Annotated in this window: 14 protein-coding genes and 3 tRNA genes; 14 read left to right on the plus strand and 3 right to left on the minus strand. The window is 58.7% G+C overall.

Translation table 11 applies throughout. The features are described 5' to 3' along the window. Positions 1-15: 15 nt before the first annotated feature. The 9 genes from ACR9Y6_RS02665 to ACR9Y6_RS02705 all read left to right on the plus strand — a co-directional run bounded on the left by ACR9Y6_RS02665 (position 16) and on the right by ACR9Y6_RS02705 (position 5909). Positions 16-91 (plus strand) — tRNA-Gly (locus ACR9Y6_RS02665). An 80-nt stretch (positions 92-171) separates the two neighbouring features. After that, positions 172-245 (plus strand) — tRNA-Cys (locus tag ACR9Y6_RS02670). Between the two features lie 49 nt (positions 246-294). After that, a tRNA-Leu gene (locus tag ACR9Y6_RS02675) sits at positions 295-381 on the plus strand. Positions 382-564: 183 nt separating this feature from the next. Further along, positions 565-1791: a tyrosine-type recombinase/integrase gene (locus tag ACR9Y6_RS02680; RefSeq protein ID WP_481279869.1), complete on the plus strand. Its 1227-nt coding sequence runs from the start codon at positions 565-567 to the stop codon at positions 1789-1791. Positions 1792-1903: 112 nt separating this feature from the next. Then, the gene (locus tag ACR9Y6_RS02685) at positions 1904-3787 is read left to right on the plus strand and encodes a recombinase family protein (RefSeq protein ID WP_481279870.1); all 1884 of its coding nucleotides are present in this window, start codon (positions 1904-1906) and stop codon (positions 3785-3787) included. 292 nt (positions 3788-4079) lie between these two features. Continuing rightward, positions 4080-4379 (plus strand): hypothetical protein, encoded by a 300-nt coding sequence (locus tag ACR9Y6_RS02690; protein ID WP_481279871.1) that lies wholly within the window; start codon positions 4080-4082, stop codon positions 4377-4379. After that, the gene (locus ACR9Y6_RS02695; protein ID WP_481279872.1) at positions 4376-4603 is read left to right on the plus strand and encodes a hypothetical protein; all 228 of its coding nucleotides are present in this window, start codon (positions 4376-4378) and stop codon (positions 4601-4603) included. Before ACR9Y6_RS02690 ends, ACR9Y6_RS02695 begins: the two co-directional genes overlap by 4 nt. A 40-nt stretch (positions 4604-4643) precedes the next feature. Beyond that, positions 4644-5588 (plus strand): hypothetical protein, encoded by a 945-nt coding sequence (locus ACR9Y6_RS02700; protein WP_481279873.1) that lies wholly within the window; start codon positions 4644-4646, stop codon positions 5586-5588. A gap of 111 nt (positions 5589-5699) precedes the next feature. Then, positions 5700-5909 (plus strand): helix-turn-helix transcriptional regulator, encoded by a 210-nt coding sequence (locus ACR9Y6_RS02705; RefSeq protein ID WP_481279874.1) that lies wholly within the window; start codon positions 5700-5702, stop codon positions 5907-5909. A 2309-nt stretch (positions 5910-8218) separates the two neighbouring features. Here ACR9Y6_RS02705 and ACR9Y6_RS02710 read toward each other — a convergent pair. Continuing rightward, the gene (locus ACR9Y6_RS02710; RefSeq protein ID WP_481279875.1) at positions 8219-9763 is read right to left on the minus strand and encodes a recombinase family protein; all 1545 of its coding nucleotides are present in this window, start codon (positions 9761-9763) and stop codon (positions 8219-8221) included. 189 nt (positions 9764-9952) lie between these two features. Then, positions 9953-10879, minus strand: coding sequence for a hypothetical protein (locus ACR9Y6_RS02715; protein WP_481279876.1), 927 nt, complete (start codon positions 10877-10879; stop codon positions 9953-9955). 208 nt (positions 10880-11087) lie between these two features. Between ACR9Y6_RS02715 and ACR9Y6_RS02720 the strand changes: the two genes are divergently transcribed. Then, positions 11088-11270, plus strand: coding sequence for a DUF3606 domain-containing protein (locus ACR9Y6_RS02720; RefSeq protein ID WP_481279877.1), 183 nt, complete (start codon positions 11088-11090; stop codon positions 11268-11270). 252 nt (positions 11271-11522) lie between these two features. Here ACR9Y6_RS02720 and ACR9Y6_RS02725 read toward each other — a convergent pair whose 3' ends face one another. Further along, the gene (locus ACR9Y6_RS02725; protein WP_481279878.1) at positions 11523-11804 is read right to left on the minus strand and encodes a hypothetical protein; all 282 of its coding nucleotides are present in this window, start codon (positions 11802-11804) and stop codon (positions 11523-11525) included. A 70-nt stretch (positions 11805-11874) separates the two neighbouring features. Here ACR9Y6_RS02725 and ACR9Y6_RS02730 point away from each other — a divergent pair, with 70 nt between their 5' ends. The 4 genes from ACR9Y6_RS02730 (at position 11875) to ACR9Y6_RS02745 (ending at position 18399) form a co-directional block, all read left to right on the plus strand. Further along, positions 11875-13290, plus strand: a complete 1416-nt coding sequence (locus tag ACR9Y6_RS02730) for a hypothetical protein (protein ID WP_481279879.1) — start codon at positions 11875-11877, stop codon at positions 13288-13290. 469 nt (positions 13291-13759) lie between these two features. Further along, a complete protein-coding gene (locus ACR9Y6_RS02735) occupies positions 13760-13975 on the plus strand; it encodes a hypothetical protein (protein ID WP_481279880.1) in 216 nt (71 codons plus the stop codon). Between the two features lie 927 nt (positions 13976-14902). Next, positions 14903-16162 (plus strand): hypothetical protein, encoded by a 1260-nt coding sequence (locus ACR9Y6_RS02740; protein ID WP_481279881.1) that lies wholly within the window; start codon positions 14903-14905, stop codon positions 16160-16162. A 134-nt stretch (positions 16163-16296) separates the two neighbouring features. Further along, positions 16297-18399, plus strand: coding sequence for a hypothetical protein (locus tag ACR9Y6_RS02745; protein WP_481279882.1), 2103 nt, complete (start codon positions 16297-16299; stop codon positions 18397-18399). The last annotated feature ends 274 nt before the right edge of the window (positions 18400-18673 follow it).

Consider the following 18673-nt stretch of genomic DNA (forward strand, 5'->3'; position numbering starts at 1 on the left):
TAGCCGGACAACGACGCGGGAATAGCTCAGTTGGTAGAGCACGACCTTGCCAAGGTCGGGGTCGCGAGTTCGAGTCTCGTTTCCCGCTCCAAGTAATTCCACAAAACCTCGGACATCCGGGGTTTTGTTTTTTAAGCGCTACGCGGATACTCTTCGCGCTGCGCAAGCGATGGCCGGGTGGCAGAGTGGTCATGCAGCGGACTGCAAATCCGCGTACGCCGGTTCGATTCCGACCTCGGCCTCCATCGCATTCCAAGGCGCACCCGCTCACGCGGAGGCGCCTTTTTTCTTTCCGCCCGGATGGCGAAACCGGTAGACGCAAGGGACTTAAAATCCCTCATCCGAAAGGGTATGTGGGTTCGAGTCCCACTCCGGGCACCATTTCGCATCTCTGGGACGTCCCGACCCGTCCCCTCGTTCAGAAGCCCTCTCCCGATAACCCCGTAAATAGGGCATTCCCGTGTCCCTAGGCGTCCCATCGTGTCCCGATGCATCCCCACTTGCATGTGAGTAACTTTGTGAGTAAGGTAGAACCTACTCACCGAGCGAATATCAGTTACTCACATGCTCACCGACGCCAAACTAAGAGCCCTTAAACACCGCGATGCGCTTTATCGCGTTACGGATTCCGCTGGGCTGGCCGTTGAGGTCCCGGTGACTGGCGCACCTCGCTGGCGCTTCCGCTATCGATTCGATGGCAAAGCGAAGATGCTCAGCCTCGGTACGTATCCCTCTGTTTCGCTCGCCCAGGCTCGTCTACGTCGTGACGCTGCGCGTGCGTCGCTGGCGAATGGCGTGGACCCAAGCGCCAGCCGCCAAGAGGCAAAGCGCGAACGTGCGCTTGCCCTCGCACCTGCTCACACCTTTAGCTCTGTTGCCGAACTCTGGATGGCTCGACAGGATGTCGCCGAGGCCACGGCTCTCAAATCACGGTGGTTGTTCACCAACTACCTGTATCCGGACTTGGGTGGTCGGCCCATCCGCGAGATCACCAGCCGCGACGTGCTTGATACGCTGCGCAAGATCGAGGGCGCAGACAAACTGGAATCCGCCCGCCGCGCGAAGATCAGGGTAGGGCAGGTATTCCGCTTCGCCATCATCGAAGGCTTCGCCGACGTAGACCCCACGACCAGCCTCAGGGGCGCTCTAAAGGCACCCAAGGTGAAGCATCACGCCGCTATCGTGGACCCACAGAAGGTCGGCGAGCTTCTGCGCGCCATTGATGGCTTCTCGGGTCAGTACGTAACCCTTTGTGCCCTGCGTTTCGCCCCGCTGGTCTTCGTCCGTCCAGGTGAACTGCGTCAAGCCCAGTGGTCCGAATTCGACCTCGACGCGGCTGTGTGGCGTATCCCTGGTGCCCGCATGAAGATGAAGGCCGCTCACATCGTGCCGCTGTCGAAACAGGCAGTTGAGATCCTGCGGGAGCTTCATGGCTTCACCGGGCATGACCGCTTCGTATTCCCGAGTATCCGCTCGGCCACTCGGCCCATGAGCGAGAACACTATCAACGCAGCGTTACGCCGTTTGGGCTACGCGGGCGACGAAATGACCGGCCACGGGTTCCGCAGTCTCGCGGCGACGCGCCTGAACGAAATGGGCTGGAACGCAGACGCGATTGAGCGCCAGCTGGCCCACGCCGAATCCAACAAGGTCCGCGATGCATACACCCATGCCGCTCAGTACCTCAATGAGCGTAAGCGGATGATGCAGGCGTGGGCGGATTATCTTGACGGTCTTCGTGCCGGTGCCAAGGTTGTCGCGTTCAAGTCGCGGGCGGGATCTGCCACGTGAGCGAGGAATTCGGTTGCCCCCTGGCGTTGGGCAGCGTACGGTGGCTGGATTAGTCTTCTCAACCTGAGTCGTCGATATGTCGCGTACTCGTGCCCCTGGCAGGGCAGAAGCCATGATCAGAGTGGCTGAGTACGTGCGGATGTCTACCGAACAACAGCAGTATTCGATCAAGAATCAGTCTGTCGCCATCGCGGCATACGCCGCGTCTCACGGTATGGTGATCGTCAAACATTATTGTGACCAAGGTCGTAGTGGCCTTCGGCTTCGTGGCCGACACGCACTCCAGCAACTATTAAAGGATATTCGCTCGGGCCAGATTGATTACGAGGTAGTCCTTGTTTTTGACGTGAGTCGCTGGGGCCGATTCCAAAATGCCGACGAGGCGGCATACCACGAGTTCGTTTGTCATCTCGGCGGTGTGAACGTGATCTACGTTGCGGAACCATTTTCGAACGATGGAACTCCGTTCTCCGCTGTCCTGAAGGGCCTTAAGCGCGCGATGGCCGGGGAATACAGCCGCGAGTTGTCCGCCAAGGTCTACGCCGGGCAAAAGCGACTTACCGGATTGGGATACCGGCAAGGTGGGACGCCTGGATTCGGCCTGCGTCGGATGCGCATCGACAGTAACGGATCGCCTCTTGGCCTGCTCTCGCGTGGTCAATACAAGGGGGTGACAACAGACCGTGTGGTTCTCGTGCCCGGTCCCGATGTGGAAGTCCAAGCAGTGCGCAACATGTTTCGGGACTTCATCGCAGGGGCCAGCGCAGCATCGATAGCCAGACAATTGAACGACAAAGGCATTACCAACGCGGTTGGCACGCCTTGGACGGGCCAGATCGTGAAAGGCCTCCTGACCAATGAGAAATACATTGGCAACAACGTGTACGGGAGAACCTGCGGTACGCTTCATGCACGTCGTTTCCGCATGCCTGAGTCGGAGTGGGTGCGAACACCAGGAGCATTCGAGCCGGTCGTCTCTACGCGGATATTCAGGGCTGCCCAAGAAAGAATGAAGCTCCGCAACCACCATCTAAGCGACGAACAGATGCTCACCCCCTTGCGGGACATCCTCGTCCGAGAAGGTCGTATCAGCACGAGGTTGATTCAGGCTTCCCCCGAAGCACGAGCGATACCGACGCTCGTCAGGAGATTCGGAGGTTTACGTCAGGTTTACGACCTCATCGGCTTTAAGCCGGGAAAGAGCTTGCTCTATGCCGATGCGCGCCTTTTCCTGAGGGACAAGAGGGAAGAAACGAGCGCGATCCTCATGGATGACCTTACCTCCACCCACATTGCAGCGGCTCGCAGCGGATGGAGGATGACGGTCTACGGCGGACTAACCGTTTCGGTAACCACTCTTCGCACATCACTTTATCGCAATGTGAATCGCTGGTACGTCAGACAAATTCCTGAGGAAACTGATCTTATCCTCTTTGTCCGGATGTCGGGTGACGGCACCACTGTGAAGGATTACGTACTATGGCCGTGGATGGTCTACAGACGATTTCCGAAAGATGTCTCGATCCGTGAATCCAATGCGATTGCTGCCTACACCTTCTCGTCGCTCAAGGATGTAGTCCGAATTCTCAGTTGCGGGCAACGCTTAGAGGCGTATAGCCCGCCCCTAGACGCTATTCAAGACGCGACGTTCAACGAGTTGATGTGTGAGTGCAGTGAGCGATGCCGTTCATTGGGCTCTGCTTTGAAAACGGCGGACACGTACCGGCTAGAAGCCTTGATGCAAATGCCTGCTGAGGCAACGTGTAGTGCCATTACTGACGGCGGACATTCCATTAACGACGTGCTGCGCTTCGTGGTCCTAAGTGGACGCTCACGCGGGCTTCTCCTTGACGCCGACCTTGCCGGATGGCTCGCGCGGCACTATCCGCTAGCACTGGCAACCTTGCAGGATGCAAGCGCGGGTGTTCATGCCCACTCCTGCGTTAATGTGTATGGCAAGGCAGATAAACGGCATTGCGTGCGCCGACGCTTGTAGCTAGCCGATACGAAACGACTTGTCAGGACGGGCTGCATCTTGACAAGAGTGTCGTATCGGAGCAGATTTGGTTCGTCGCCGCCAATTCGGCGACCGGGCGTAGGAACCCGTGAATTACGAGGCGCAACGGCGCCTATGGCGCTTTTTTTGTGTCCGTTGCGACACGCCTGCTTTCTGGTGGGCGTGCAGGGCAGCCTTATGGCTGGTCGGTTACCTCGTATTCCGACATTCCTACCCCTGCGCGTCCGCCACCTTACGTGTCGGTCATCCCTCTTTAGCATCGAGGTGTGCCATGGGTAATGAAGCTGTAACCACGAAAGCCGCCGAACTGTTCTCCTTCAATGGCAAGTATTCCATTCCCGATCAAAACAGGCCGGGTCAGCTGCTCAACGACGCCTCCATTTTCCTGTCGAGCGCGATCGAGATATTCCTCGGTGAGATAGAGAGCATCGACAGCTTGTCACGAAGCGCCGGAGACCTCGGTCGAGGTCAGCGTCTCTGGGGGGCATACCACCTATTCCAGATGGCTCAGGGGACGGTAGATGCTGCCAATTCGCGCTTGCACGTCACGGACGTCGAGGCCGCGCCATGAACACTCACGATCAGGTCGTTCTCAGCCGCGAACAGGCCTTCGCTGTGCAAGAGGCCCTGGTCATTGGCCTAGCTTCGCTGGGCGTGATCGAAGAACTGACAAATTCGATGGACCTTGCTGAAGCGATGGGTCGGCCCTGGCCGGAAGCAGCCAGGCCGACCCACCCCACCGGAACGTGCGATGCCGTGAGCAAGTTCGCGACCGCACTCACGTACGTTCTTTGATTCTTTGATAATTCAAACCGGGCATCCCTAGGGGCTAGCGATGGACCAGCAATTCCTCACCTGTAGCGAGTCCGGCCCATCAGGCGACGATATTGGTCGTGCCTGGGAACGAATCCGTCGCCTGGCGTTTGAGAAGAGGCAAGAACTTCGCGGGCTGGGACTCGCGGATCTGGCGGATGAGGCGTCCCGATACTTGGAGCGGAAGAGCGAGAAGGTGGAGCAGTTTGTCGAGCTTTCCACTCATCCTGGGGCGATCCTGGCTGTCCGTGCACGCAACGAGCCTTGGGAGGGTCTGCCGCGAGTTTTGGACTGTCGACTGTTGTTTGCGGACGCGAAGCACGAGACCGTTCGTGATATCACCGAGTACCAGCCGTTCAATTCCCTTGCCGAAGCCGAATCGTTCTTCTCTGAAGCACTGAGCAATCGATATGCGACGAGGTTAGCGAACGAGATCCGCGGAGGAACTGGCGTGGCTCTCTTCGGATCGGCTGCTTCGCCTCTAGCGACTACTCTCCTACTAGATGTGCCCAACCCGACCGCACGCGACCTACATCGCGTATTCACCGAATTGCGAGAGGCAGTGACCGCACTGGACGAGATTATCGAGAAGCGACGGAACGATGACGCGTTCAAATACATAGCGTCGGGACTTCTCGGGTTTCAGGGGCGGGTATTCATGCGAGGGTTCCCGCGAGATATTCATCGGGTATCCCTATGGCTTAACGAGACCGAAGCGCGAACCACCTGGCCCAAGGCGCGCTCTGGCCGCCCATTGAGTGCGGGAAAGAAGCAACTATTGGCGGTGACACTCAAAGAGCTGTGGGAGCGCTGCGGTTTGGGTATTCCGAGCCTCAGCCCAACCGGTCGCTTCATTCGGGCATGTCAGATAGTGCTTCCGTGGCACGGCTATACCGATCCAGATGTGGCGCAGTTCATGAGGTCGGCGCTCAGGAAGCAGCGACGTATAGGGGTGGTAATAGGCTAGTTCTGGCGGATTACCACACGGGTAAGAACACCGGCATGTTGCTACATTTTGACGTCTTAGCGTGGCGTCCTCTAGCGGCTCCAATAGGCCACCAGCCTACGGAGCCGTTGAATGTCCTCGCAACCCATCCCCATCCGTTTTATCCGCCTTCCCGAAGTACAGAAACAGACGGGACTTAGCCGGTCATATATCTACCGCCTCGAATCGGAGGGGCGATTTCCTCACCGCGTAAAGCTTGGCGTCCTGGCGTCGGCCTGGATCGAATCCGAGGTGCAGGGCTGGTGCGAGAGCCGCGTGGAAGCGGCGCGGGGTGCGGCATGAATTCCAAGGCGCTTCGTTGTCCCCGCTTCGACTCCTGCAACGCGAATATCTGCCCGCTCGATCCCCAGTGGCCGCGCGCCCAGCACAGACCGGGCGAGCGGGTGTGTGGACTTCTGTCTGAGGTCGTGAAGGTGGGTGGATCGGCTCGCATAGCCAGCGTCCTTACGGCAGAGCAGGTAGATACATTCCTCCGCGAGTGGCCCAAAGTCGAATCCCGTTGGTCTGACATCCGCTATCGCCTCCGCGCTGCGGCTAAGACCGGCTCCCGTATTGCCAACGCAAAGGCCCGTTTCCGTACCGCGCTACAAGAAACGGAGGCACCCACCCTAGCCTCGGTATCCCCCGCCGTCTCCGCGCCTTGTGCAGATGGTGCTAGCGAGCGTTCCGGCGTCGTCGGGAGCGGCACATGAGGGAAGCGAAGAAGCGAGGTCGCAATAAGGGGCGCGGCAACGGCGGCTATCGTCCGTTTGGCATGATTCCTCACGAGCTTCAAGACTCTGAGAACTGGCGGGACTGTGGGGGAACTGCCATCAAGCTCTTATGCGCTCTCGTCCGGCAGTACAACGGAAACAACAACGGCGATCTCAGCGCCTCGATCCGTCTCATGAGGGACAGGGGGTGGCGCTCGGCCGATACCCTACATTGGGCGATGAAGGAGTTGGAACATTTCGGATTTATCGTCGTAACGCGCAAGGGCGGCCAAAACACTACCGGTCTTTGCGCGATCACTTGGTGCCCAATCAACGACTGCGGAGGAAAACACGACTATGCACCCACCTTGCGACCCCCGGACGATTGGAAGGTGCCCAAAGGCCCGTTTCAACGCCCACTCAAGGGCGCAAGGTCAAGTCCGCAATCCGGAGCAGCAAGATACGGAATCCGGAGCAGTGACGTTTATAAGGCGGCGTGATTGCTCCGGAACTCGGATATGTGCGGCCGTTTTCCGGGTCATTTCCTTCTCCGGATAACGGACACCTATATAGATATTTACCAAGGGTTGTGATTTATGAGCATCCACTATCTCCCCGGATACGACCCGACGACCTCCGAGAACCTTCCGACGGTGTCCGCATCGAAATCGGACAACATTCGGACAAGTGCAGGTCGTGACGTAACGCGTAACGCCGTTAGTAACGCCCTAGCCGTTACTCAACGGTCGCCGGGCTGGAACAACCGCAGACCCGACGTCCAACGAGTGCGGCTTGGTGCCTGCACCTTGTTGGCAGTCCCGTACCGTCGTTGGGCTTGGCGACGATATGAGCTTCGGATTGCCGAGCAGCGACGCCGGGAAGCCTGAATGACTATCGGCAGGCGGGCCGATACGGACGAGGAAACAATCGAGCGAGCCGCGCGACTTCTCGCAGGGGCGCTCGGTTACGGGAGTCCGTGGTTTGCAACGACCATTGACTCCCCTTATGTGCCGGGGACTGACGATGATCCCAAGAACCATGCACTGACGGTGTGCAGTCCCGGGCTGGTGACGGAGCAGGCTGCATGGAGCGTTGATGGCTCTCGGCACGTGAGGCGACAGCGGGCATGGCGTCAGTCGGCCTACCGAGTAGCCACACCGGTCTGTAAGCCAAGTCATAGCGTCCTTGCAGCGTTGTCTCTGGCAAAGCTGGACGGCCCCCTTGAAGCAGTCCTTTTTCTCTACGTAACCGGTGACGCGGGGCGGTTCTGGCCGGACGTGGAACGGTTCGGGCTGGCAAGCGTTAGTGGTGCGTTTGCGTCGGAAGCGCTTAACGACGCCATGGAACGAATCATGTTCCGGAGAGCGTCCATTTCTCAGGATGCGAGGGCGAAGACGCTGGGAATTCGTGCGAGTGGATATCGTGCTGCTACACGTGCCGCCGAGGTCCGTCTGCGCTCCTGGCTGCTCATGGCATCTAGGCGCCTCTTGGTGGCCCTCGGCTAAGGAGCCTAATCACACTGTGGTTCGCTACGATCGTTAGCTAGAGGACGCAATTCGACCTCTAGTATTCCTTGTAGCGTCCTCAGGTGCCATGGCTCGTGGCGTGCAAGCCAGTTCACAAGTTCTGCTTGTCTCAGCAGCCTAGCGATGCTTCCCCTAAGAATGACAAATTCCAGAATGTGAACCCCTTCGTCCGTTCCGCTGCGGGCTGCCCTAGCGGAATGAACGAGCGCATTCGCGGCCAGCCCGTGTCGCGCAAGCAAGGCGGCGTATGAAGTGTTGGTTTTAAGGTATTCAAGGGAGATCCCCGCACTGACGATGCAGGCCTCGCACATCGTGACAAAGTTCGAAAGAGCGATCTGCTCATTACGGAGCCGTGCCGCAGTAGCTAGCTCGGTCAGCCACACGGGGCTGGGCTCGTAGTGGACGTGACTGCGAGATCGCGGAGAATATGCAGGGAGTTGAAGGTGTGCGCCTCAAGGAACGGGCCGTTCTCATTCCGGAGGCTTACCCGCCCAGGGCCGCACGCGAGGCGGGGGAGAACTACATAATCAATGGGTACTCCGCCGTCCGGGGTCATCCTGGCGAAGACCACAACGTCAGTATTCATGGGCGTACGGCGAGAAACCCACCGCGGGCGACCCTTGTACTGCGACGCCTGGAGAACGATCACGCTCATCGTCCATGCGTCGTCCACATGTACGACCCACCCGTCTCTGCGGGTACGCGATCCCGCCTCGTCGATGATCTCCCTGATAAATGACGTCAGGCTTTCCCGCCATCTCTTAAGGCGTTGCCTTGGCACGACAAAGTCGAGGCTCTTATGGCCTTCGTACCCCACGATTTCGTAAAGCTCCCGCATGCTCCCGAAACGGTTTCGGTATTGCGAGTACACCACGCCTGGCTCATCTTTGATTTGCTTGATGCTGATCGAGCCGTCCCTCGCCATGATCCTCCGAATGATAACTAGCATCTCACTCGTGGTCGGTTCCTTCCGCTGCCGTGCTAGGCGCTCTGCTGCTTTGTAGAACAGGCCAAGAGGGACGATTCCCTCAAAGGCTGAATCTTTTCGAGCCCAAGTCGATGGGGGGTTGTAAACGGTGTGTTGTTTGAGCTTTTTGCTACAGCGGGAGAAAACATTGTTGCCTATGTACTTCTCATTTATGAGCATCCGTCTGATAGCACCATAGGCCCATCGGCGACCTAGATAATTAGGAATTTCATCGGCATTTAGCCTCATCGCTATCTGACGTAGAGACCTCCCGCCGACGTACTCACGAAATATCCGCCTGACGACAGCCACTTCGTTTGCTGGGCCTGGTACGAGGATAATTCTGTCGGTGCAGATGCTTTTCCGCTGACCGAACTGGAGTATTCCCTTTCGGATTCCTCCCGCATCAATCAGCATCCGCCTCATCCCATAACCCGCGAAGCCTCCTTGTCGGAACCCTAGGCACGTCCCTCTGTACTGACCTGCATATACTTTTTCAGACAACTCGCGACTGAACTCGGCGGCCATGGTGCGTTTCAGACCCTTGAGGATCATCGCCAACGGCGAACCGTCATTGTCGAATAGCTCGGCGACGTCGCAGACCTTAATTCCAGCCTGGGTACACAGGAATTCGTAGTAGGCAGCTTCGTCCGAATTTTGGAACCGACCCCACCTACTGACGTCGTACACAAGGACTACCTTGAACTCTGCATAGCCTGACTGCACGTCTGTAATTAGCCGTTGCAGGGCATCCCTACCGCCAATATCCAGGCCGCTTCGTCCCTGATCGAAGTAGCTTCGGACGACACGCATGCTGTGTTCGTGCGCATAGGCCGCTATGGCGATGGATTGATTGACCGGAGAACATATCTGGAGATCCGTGGACATACGGATGTACTCAGCCGCTAGGACGACTGGGGAAGCCCTGCCAGGGGCATTCCGATTGGTCATGTTTGTTTCCGGGGTTCGGTAGCTGACGCTACGCTGGTAGATAGGCAACGACAAGCTGTAACGTCGACGTTACATGCCCGGGTGATCGCGGGGTGTCGCCTTAGCGCGTTCCGATACCGATTCTAAAAAGGGCCCGATATAGTCGGGCCCTTGTCGCAAAGTTGATCCGTTTAGATCAAGGCGCTTTTATCACCAAGGGAAGGACCAATCGTATTCGGACCCGCTCCCCGTGCACGACGGTGCAGTGGGATCTCCGATGCAATGTGGGCCGGTCGTCGGTGGAAGATTGGAAGCTGGCGGGTCATTACTTGGCGCGCCCCACTTGCGAGCGGCTACCCAGACAACCGCGTTGCCATCGTCTTGGATATTGAGTAATGAATTGTCTGCATGGAGGCTCACGGCTCTATCGGCACCAGTTTCGTAAGTGAAGCCCGGGGGATAGCCTTGGCTATCGGCTCCTTGCCATACATATCCCGAGTCGTTCCAGGTGGTCAGGTGCTCTTCGAACACGGCGTAGAGGGCACGACCGCCATGTGCCTGAGTAACGTTGCTCGCCCAGACTGCTCGGCCATTATGGTAGAGGACTAGGTTTCCATCTGTCTGGAACGTCCACTGATTTCCATTGGGGCCGTTGTAGACGACGCCTGGCTGAAAATGGAACCCGAATTGAAAGACAAGGGGTGCAGCCGGAGGCGCCCCGCCGGGAGTAACCGTATTTGTCGCCCACACTGGCGCATATGCGATGACCACTGCTCGACCCGTGTCATCGACGGTGAATTCGTTCGCCAAGCCAGCGTTCGCCACCGTTCCAGTCCACCAGACAGCGCGGCCATCTGGCGTATAAATCACTAGGTTTCCGTCACCTTGCATGACAATGCGATTCGCGCCCGAACCGTTGGTGCCGGTGTGCCAGATCACGGCCATATCTGAGTTGCGATAGACGACGAAGTTGCCGTCGCCCTGCATGATGGCAGTGTACCGACCATCGTGGCTTGTGAGTCCCTGGCCTGCATTAAGCGTCTGACCAGCTTTCAGCCATTCCGCGGAGGCCGGCATTGAGGCAAAGCCGCATAGCGCGGCGGCGGATAGTGCCAACGCTTTCATCTTTCCGATCATTGGTGGTCCCTGTTCTTTAGTGCCCCTTGTTGGGCCCGCGGAGTTTCGCAAGCCCCCTATTTGCAAGTCTGTAGGGCTTTTCCTGCGGCCATGTAGGAAAAACCTGACACGTCAGGTTTACTGGCTGGTGGCGGTGATTGATGTTTTTCGCGGACGGTCCACACGCCTTTAGGCATGCTCAACCGAGCTAACCCCAGGAGAGACGACAATGTCCGACGATAAAACCAACCGTGGCCCTGCCGATCGCACCCGGATCAACATCAACGAGGACTACGAGCTTCGATACTGGACGAAGGAGCTTGGAGTGTCAGAGGAACAGCTTCGGGCTTCCGTGAAGCGCGTTGGGCCGGTGGCTGATGATGTCAGGGCCGATCTACGTCGTCGCCACTAAGGGCGTTAGGGCGGGACGCCTTGGTGGTCTTCATCCATCCAATAAATCGGCTTGTGAACGGCCCATTCAATCTCGCGGGTAAGGGCGTCGTTCATCGGGACGCCGCTAATCAGCTTACCGAGTGTGGGTTCGGATACGCCGAGGATTTCCGCCTTCTCCCTAAGGCTCGTGACTCTATCGGTCTCTAGCTCCCGCAAAACCGTGGCTAGGTTAGCCCGCCTGATCTCGGAGAGACTTGTCATGACTGTCAGGTCACAAGGGATCAAAGCCTATGACATCGAGCGCATGGGCTAAACCGAGCATTGCCTCGCCATAATTCTGCCGTGGGGCGGAGCCCGGTGGGCCAAGTCTGTCCAGCACCCTAGCGCCAGCCAGAACGACGTCTTCCAGACCCGCCGCGTCAGCCTTGGCGATAACTAGCTGTGCACGAAACCGCGCTTCGTCGAAGTCGCGGGCAAGGGCTGCATCGTTCATGGCTGCCGAGTCCCGCACGATCGCAGCGACTGCCAGTACGGATTCTTCGGTCGGTTCCATGAGCTGATCGTACAACGAGCCCTGTATTGTTTGTAGGATGGGCGTCGAGTCAATGGAAGGGAGTCGCCGTATGAAGAAGATGCGATTGCGAGCAGCTTGGTGCTCAAGCCTACTGTGGGGTGTGGCTGTTTATCCGGCTTCGTGGGCAGACGAGCAGCTGCCGAACCGAGCAACGATTTTTCAGCACTCCGGCTATGATTATGGCCCATCAATGATTGTGAACGGAACTACTGAGGACTTCTGGTGGTGCGGATCGGGGAAGGCTCCTGGACTAACAAACGACACCGACGTGATCTATCACGCAGTCTTTGACAAGACATCTGCTACCTGGACCACTCCATCCATCGTCCTGACGCCCGATGCATCACATTGGGACGGGGTGTTTACATGCGATCCATCCGTCGTGAAGGGTAGATTCAACAACCCAGATGACGGCCACCAATATGCGTACGCGCTCTACTATACGGGAGCCAGCAACCCTAATGGACCGAACTTCGTAGGTGTTGCGTTCTCCGACGATGGATTGACTTGGAGGAAGTACTCAGGCAATCCAGTTATTTCACCGCAAAATCCTACCTCGACATCATATGGAGCGGGTCAGCCGGCCGTTTACAATGCGGACGGAAATGCGTCGATCGTCATGATGCATACCGATACGTCGACGGCTAGCGGCGACAGACTGTGGGAGCGCACCAGTAGCGACGGCATCAGCTTCAGTAGTCCAGTTCTTCTGAATAACGTGGCTTCAGATGGAACCATTCTGTGCACGAATGCCGATCTCGGCTACGACTACGCTTCCGACGTTTTCTACGGAGCAATCGCCAATTGCAACTTTCAGAGGGCGGGCGAGCAAGACAAGTTTCAATTCGGACTTTACTCGATGGACGGAGCTAAGTTCCGCGACGGGACAGGAACGTGGCATGCGCTGGGGGTGGTGAATTCGGCCTTGACGGGATTCGAACTAAATCACAGCCCGGGCTTTCGTCGGAATGGCTACGGCGACATAACGCCTTGGCTTCCTTCCATCGCCTTGTACTTTGCAGGTGGCGATGCATCACCCTCTACGTGGGACCTGACGCTAGTGACGTGGAGTCCATCCCCCGCAACGTTGCCCCTGAAAAGGTACGCCAAGTATCCCGAGGGGCATTGGGTCACTACGGGCTTCGTATCTCCAGGCTACGAGTTGGAGCAAACTCTTGGATTCATCTTCATGGCCAAGAATGATGGTACGGAGCCTCTTTATGCTTGTACGACTCTGGACGCAAAACATCACCTGCTAAGTCGCGATGTCGGATGCGAAGGCCAGAAGTCTGAGGGCATTGTCGGCTGGCTTTATGCCTCAGCAGGCCACGCTAATGCCCCAACTGCGATATTTGGATGTGCCACAGCGAGTGGTGACCACTTCGTTTCTTCTGATGCTTTGTGCGAAGGCGAAGTTATCGAAAATGGCGGTTTGCCGCTCGGCTGGGTGCGGACCGCGCCCTAACGGCGGTCGGGACGGAAACGCACCCTGAAAACGGCTATACGAGTGGGGACCCCTTGCCGCCTCAAGGCCCCTACCTCACCCGACGCCGTGCCGGGTAATGCACGGCTCTTCTTTTGCCAGTGGGCGGAACTGGTCTAACTATCATCGAGGCAAAATCATGGGCGGCGGAAGCTCTCAACCAAAAAACACGACGACCACGACGAAGACGGAGCTTCCGCCGTGGCTTGCAAACGCGTATCAGGGCTTCTTCCAGTAGACGAATGATGTCAACAATAAGCCATACCAGTCCTATGGCGGTCAGCTGAACGCCGGTCCATCACAAGGCCAGTAGGAGGCTTACGTCAATGCCTCAGCTGGGGCGAATGGTAACGCTGGGCAGCAGGCGGCCTTGTAGGCAATCATCGGCGGATCGCAGAATGTTTCCATAGGGCAGAATCCCTATATGGGGTCCAACCCGAATCTAGATGCGATGGTCAACTACACCAATCGCGACATCACGGATTCGTACCTGCGTGGAGCGGGGGTTGGCCTGCCGACGCAGTTTGCACAGGGCGGCGCTTTCGGCGGATCAGCCATGCAGCAGGCTCAGGATGCCAGCCAGCAAACGCTGGGACGTACGCTTGCCGATAACACAACGAACCTCAGATATCAGGATTACAACAACTCGGCGGATCGCTGGCAGTAGGGTGTGCAAAATCAACTGGCCGTCTCGCAGAATAACTCGCAGAACATCCTCGGGGCATCGAGTGCCCTTAACGGATATAGCGCCCTAAAGGCGCAATACAACAGCCAGCTTGCAGGGCTCGGCCAAGTCCAGTAGGACTACGCTCAGGGCAATATCGACCAGGCTTACAATGACTGGTATCAGCAGAAGTTCGGCTACGACCAGCAGCGGCTTGCGAACTACGGCAACGCGCTCAACTCCGTTGCGGGCCAGTTCCAGGGATCGGCTACGTCCGGACTTAACCCGGCATATAAGCCCCGCACTGTCGGCGGTGCGGTTGCTGCCGGTGCGGGTGGTGCTGCGACAGGTGGCGCGATTGGTGCCGCCATTGCGGGTGGCTCAGCGGGTTCCGTCGCTCCAGGTTGGGGCACTGCCATCGGTGCCGCCGCTGGCCTCGCGTCCTACTACCTCTAAGGGGGCCATATGGAATACCTGATTGTGCTTACCCCCGAGAGCGTTGCCGCAAGGGCTCACGTGATGCCGGGCGGAATGCCGTACTGGCTTCCGAGTGACGACGCCGAGACCAGGATCATTTGCCCAACCCTCCGGTGCACGTGGATAGACGGTTCACTTCCTAGCTTCCTGCGGGTCGAAATGCTTCCGGACCACAACGGCATCCGGAACATTGTGTGGTTGCCGACAAATGAGGTCGTCACCATCTTTGAGCCAAACCATAATCCAAGCGTCGTCGTTGACGCGCCCACACTCGTGCACTAAGGCGGACAACACATGGCAATTCTTGATGGGCTTCTCGGGCCCACCCCAGGCATCACGGACGACGAACGTCGCTAGCTTGCTAATAGCGGACTGCTTAATGCTGGTCTGTCTATCCTGGCTGCTAACAGTCAACCGGGCGTGACACCAATCTAGGCGATCTCCGGTGGTCTTTTGGGTGGCATCAACTCCGCTCAACAGGGTGCGCGGCAGCTTCAGGACGACAAGTCTCAACAGCAGCGGATGCAGTTTCAGCAAACGCAAATGGCAGATCAGCAGGAACAAATGCAGCGTCGTCGGGCAATTCAGGATTTGGCTCTGAAACACGTCACGCCGGGCCCTGACGGAAAGCCGATCTTTGATCAGCAAGGCTATGCCGCCGAACTGGCGACGCTGGACCCGCAGGCGGCGATGGAACTTCATCAGAACGAACTGCGCAACAAGCTGACGGAACTCCAGACCCAGAAAACGCAAGATGAATTGAACACGAGGGACATCACGCAGGGCTCCAACGTTCTCCATCAGACGCGGCCCAGTGCTGACGCACCGTGGGTGACTGAAAGCACGGCTCCGCGCTGGCAGGGGCCGTCTGGCGGAGGTGGTGAGCAAACGGCCATTGAGCGGAATGCGGGCTTCCTGATGAAGCAGGGTTATTCCCGAGAGCAGGCACTCCAGGCGCTCGGTCTTCCGCTTCCTGGGGCTACGGCCGATGCGCAGGGCTACGCTCCCGGCACTCCCAACGGCGAGGACTTCCTCAAGACGCTCCCAGCTGACCGTCAGGGCGTTGTCCGTGCAGTGGTGGAAGGCCGCTACCCCGTTCCCACCGGCAAAGCTGCGACCTCGCCGTGGTGGCAATCTGTCATACAGGATGCGCAACAGGTCGACCCGACGTTTGAGGCGGGCAGTTATCAGGCACGCGCAGCGGCACGTAAGGATTTCACGTCAGGGGCTACCGCGAAGAACATCACGGCACTTAACACGGCAGCCCACCATCTCGACCAACTGCTTGAGCAGGGAAAGCAACTCAACAATGGTCGTTTTCCGCTCTGGAACAGCATTGCGAACTCAGCAGGCACGCAAGTGGGCAAGGATGCAGTGAACAATTACAACCTCAATGCGGACGCTGTTGCCGACGAATTGGCGAAGGTCTTCGCGGGTAGCAACGGTGCACTTGCCGACCGCGAACAGATCCGCTCCCGCCTCGATGCCAGCCTGTCACCGACACAGCAGGAGGGTTTTGGACGCACGGCGGCCAGCTTGATCGAGGGTCGCCTCGCGGGTCTTCAGGCACAGCTTGACCAGGGTTTGGGGTACGGGTCCAAGAGCATTCAACTCGTAAGCCCTGATGCCAACGCGTTATTCACCAAGTTCAAGGGCGGAGAGAAGCCCAAAGCTGCGGCGAACGGTGGCTGGTCTGCACGGAGGGTCGACTGATGCCTGTTTTTCACGTTACCGGCCCGGACGGCCATACCTACGAGATAAATGCGCCTGAGGGAGCCTCTGAGTAGGACGCTATCGCGTACGCGCAGGCGAACCTAGGCAACCCCTAGGGTCAGACGCCGTCCCCGATGATGAGTGGTCCGGAGGCGACCGAACCATCGTTCTGGCAGGGTGTCGGTGATGCGCTGACATCCGGCTATAAGGATGTAAACGACTTTGGCAACGACATGGGCGATGCTCTTGCCCATCACGTCGCGAGTATCCCGGTCGGTATCGCGCAATTGGGCATGCATGGCGCAAAGGCCGTCGGTGACGTCATCGCCCCGGCCGACAAGACGCTCTCCGGCCTGATTACTGGAAAGCAGGATGGGAACTGGATCGACCGGCAAACCGCGGCTTACGACAAATGGGTGCAGGACCGCGAGCAGGCATACCAGCAAGCGGTGCCGGACTCCGTCGGCAGCTACACAGGTGCGGCCCTTGGTGAGGTACTGCCGTGGGCGACGGGTATCGGAGAGGCTCGTGCATTGGGCCTTTTGCCAACCGCGTCGAAGACGCTAGGAAAGCTAGGTTTGCTGGGGGGCGAAGGTGCGGTCATGAGTGCTGTCCAGCCCGTCACCAACGGCGGTCAGGACTACGGGACCGATAAAGCCAAGCAGGTCGCCATTGGAACGGCGACGGGTCCGGTCCTTTACGGTGCGTCAGCTGGCGCCTCCGCTATTGGCCGTGGCATCGGGAACGTTGTCCAGCACGTCACGAACCCGCAGGTCATCGCCGACGCGAACATTGCCCGCCTGTATGGGGCCGATGATGCGACGGTGCAGCGATTGGTTAATGCGCCAGCGTTCGTCCCTGGGGAGGTTCCTTCGGCTGCCCAGGTGTTGCAAACGCCTGAAGCCGTGCAGGCTGAGAGGATGCTGCGTAATAACCCTGCATCGGCACCGGCTTTCGTCGCGCAGGACAATTCCAACAACGCAGCGCGCATGGGGCTGTTGCAGCAGATCGCGGGTACGGACGACGACCTAGCGGCAGCGGTGCAAGCACGTCGGGACGCCACGTCCCCGTTCTTCAAGGACTACCTGTCGCCCAGCAACCCGCAGCAGCGTTACAGGACGGCAGTGGGGCTGTTGGGCGACGTGAAGGGGCAGGTATTCCGGCCCGACTACGAGGCCCTTCAGCAAGCGAAGTCCATCGCCTCCAAGGTTGCTCGTGGGACGCTGGACGAGGGGCAGGGTGCCGACCTTCTGAACCAGATCACGGTGAAGACTAAGAAGGCGCAGAAGGTGCTCGACCAGGCCATCACCGCCATCAACCAGAATATGGTGGACCCCAGCCGGATCGCTAGCCAGCTTGCGGAGCTTACGAAGTCCGGCAATCCCACTGTGGCCGGAGCCGCTCGCCAGCACCTCGACCTGATCGCCCGAAACGCCGACGAAACCGGAATGGTCCCTGCTCGGGCCCTTGACGATATGCGGCAGAACATAGGGAATATGCTGTCCGCAAACGCCACTAACGGCGTTGTCGGCTCTCAAGAGGCTGCCCTGTATGGACCGGTCACCGCCAAAATTGTCTCTACTCTCGACCGAGCGATACCGGGCTATCGTAATAACCTGGGGACGTACGCCAAGCTCTCCCAGCCCATCAACGACATGCAGGCCATCCGAGGGCTACTTGACCCTAACGCTCCGGGTAGCCTTAACACTGCTGGCGATCCACAGCTTGCAGTCGCTCGTGTAAAGCAGGCCCTACGGTCGGACGACAAGGCCAACTACGGCCTGAGTGACCAGGCACGGGCTCAGTTGGAGAGCGTACGGGACAGCCTCCAGCGTCGCGGGATCTCCGATCAGAAGATCGCAGCGGCGGGTCCGGGGACGGCAGCTGACCTTCAAGCCCAAGGGCTGCTCTCAGGAGCCATTTTCGGCAAGAACCTGGGGAACCACGGCGGGTGGCTAGGCCGATCCATTGGTAGCGGCATTGGCGGCCTCCTGGGCTCCGGCCTGGGCGGCATCGAGGGTGGCCTCCTGGGCTCCAGCCTCGGTCTGGGTGTCAGTGATGCCATTGGGGCTGCCAACTCCCGCGTAGCAGCGCGCACAGGACAGACGGCCTCCGATGCCAGGGCTACGGCCGAGGCCATCCAGCGGTGGCTCTCCAAGCAGCCCAAGGCCCAGCGTCAGGGGCTACTGGACTACTACCTTTACGGTCTTCCCGCAGCCACGGCCACCGGGCCCTAAGTGCGGGACGGGGAGGTGACCCCCATCCCCCCGTTCCCCGAGCGGGAGATGACCGCCCCCGCCCGGGCTGCCGTTGCTGAGGTGGTTGGGCTCCCGAAAATCCGTGGGCGAGAAGGAGGACCGCCCAATGCAGCGCAACTGTTAAGCAAGTCGCCGCGAGGCGTGTCTGCCGATTTAGCTATTGCGGGGGGAGCCATTCACGGGCATTCTCCGCGAAAGGACAGGGGGGAGACGGATGCGAAGAGCCACGAGCCGCGTAGCGCGTTCAGGTAAA

It is taken from the genome of Luteibacter sp. TLI7-4A, from assembly GCF_056754745.1.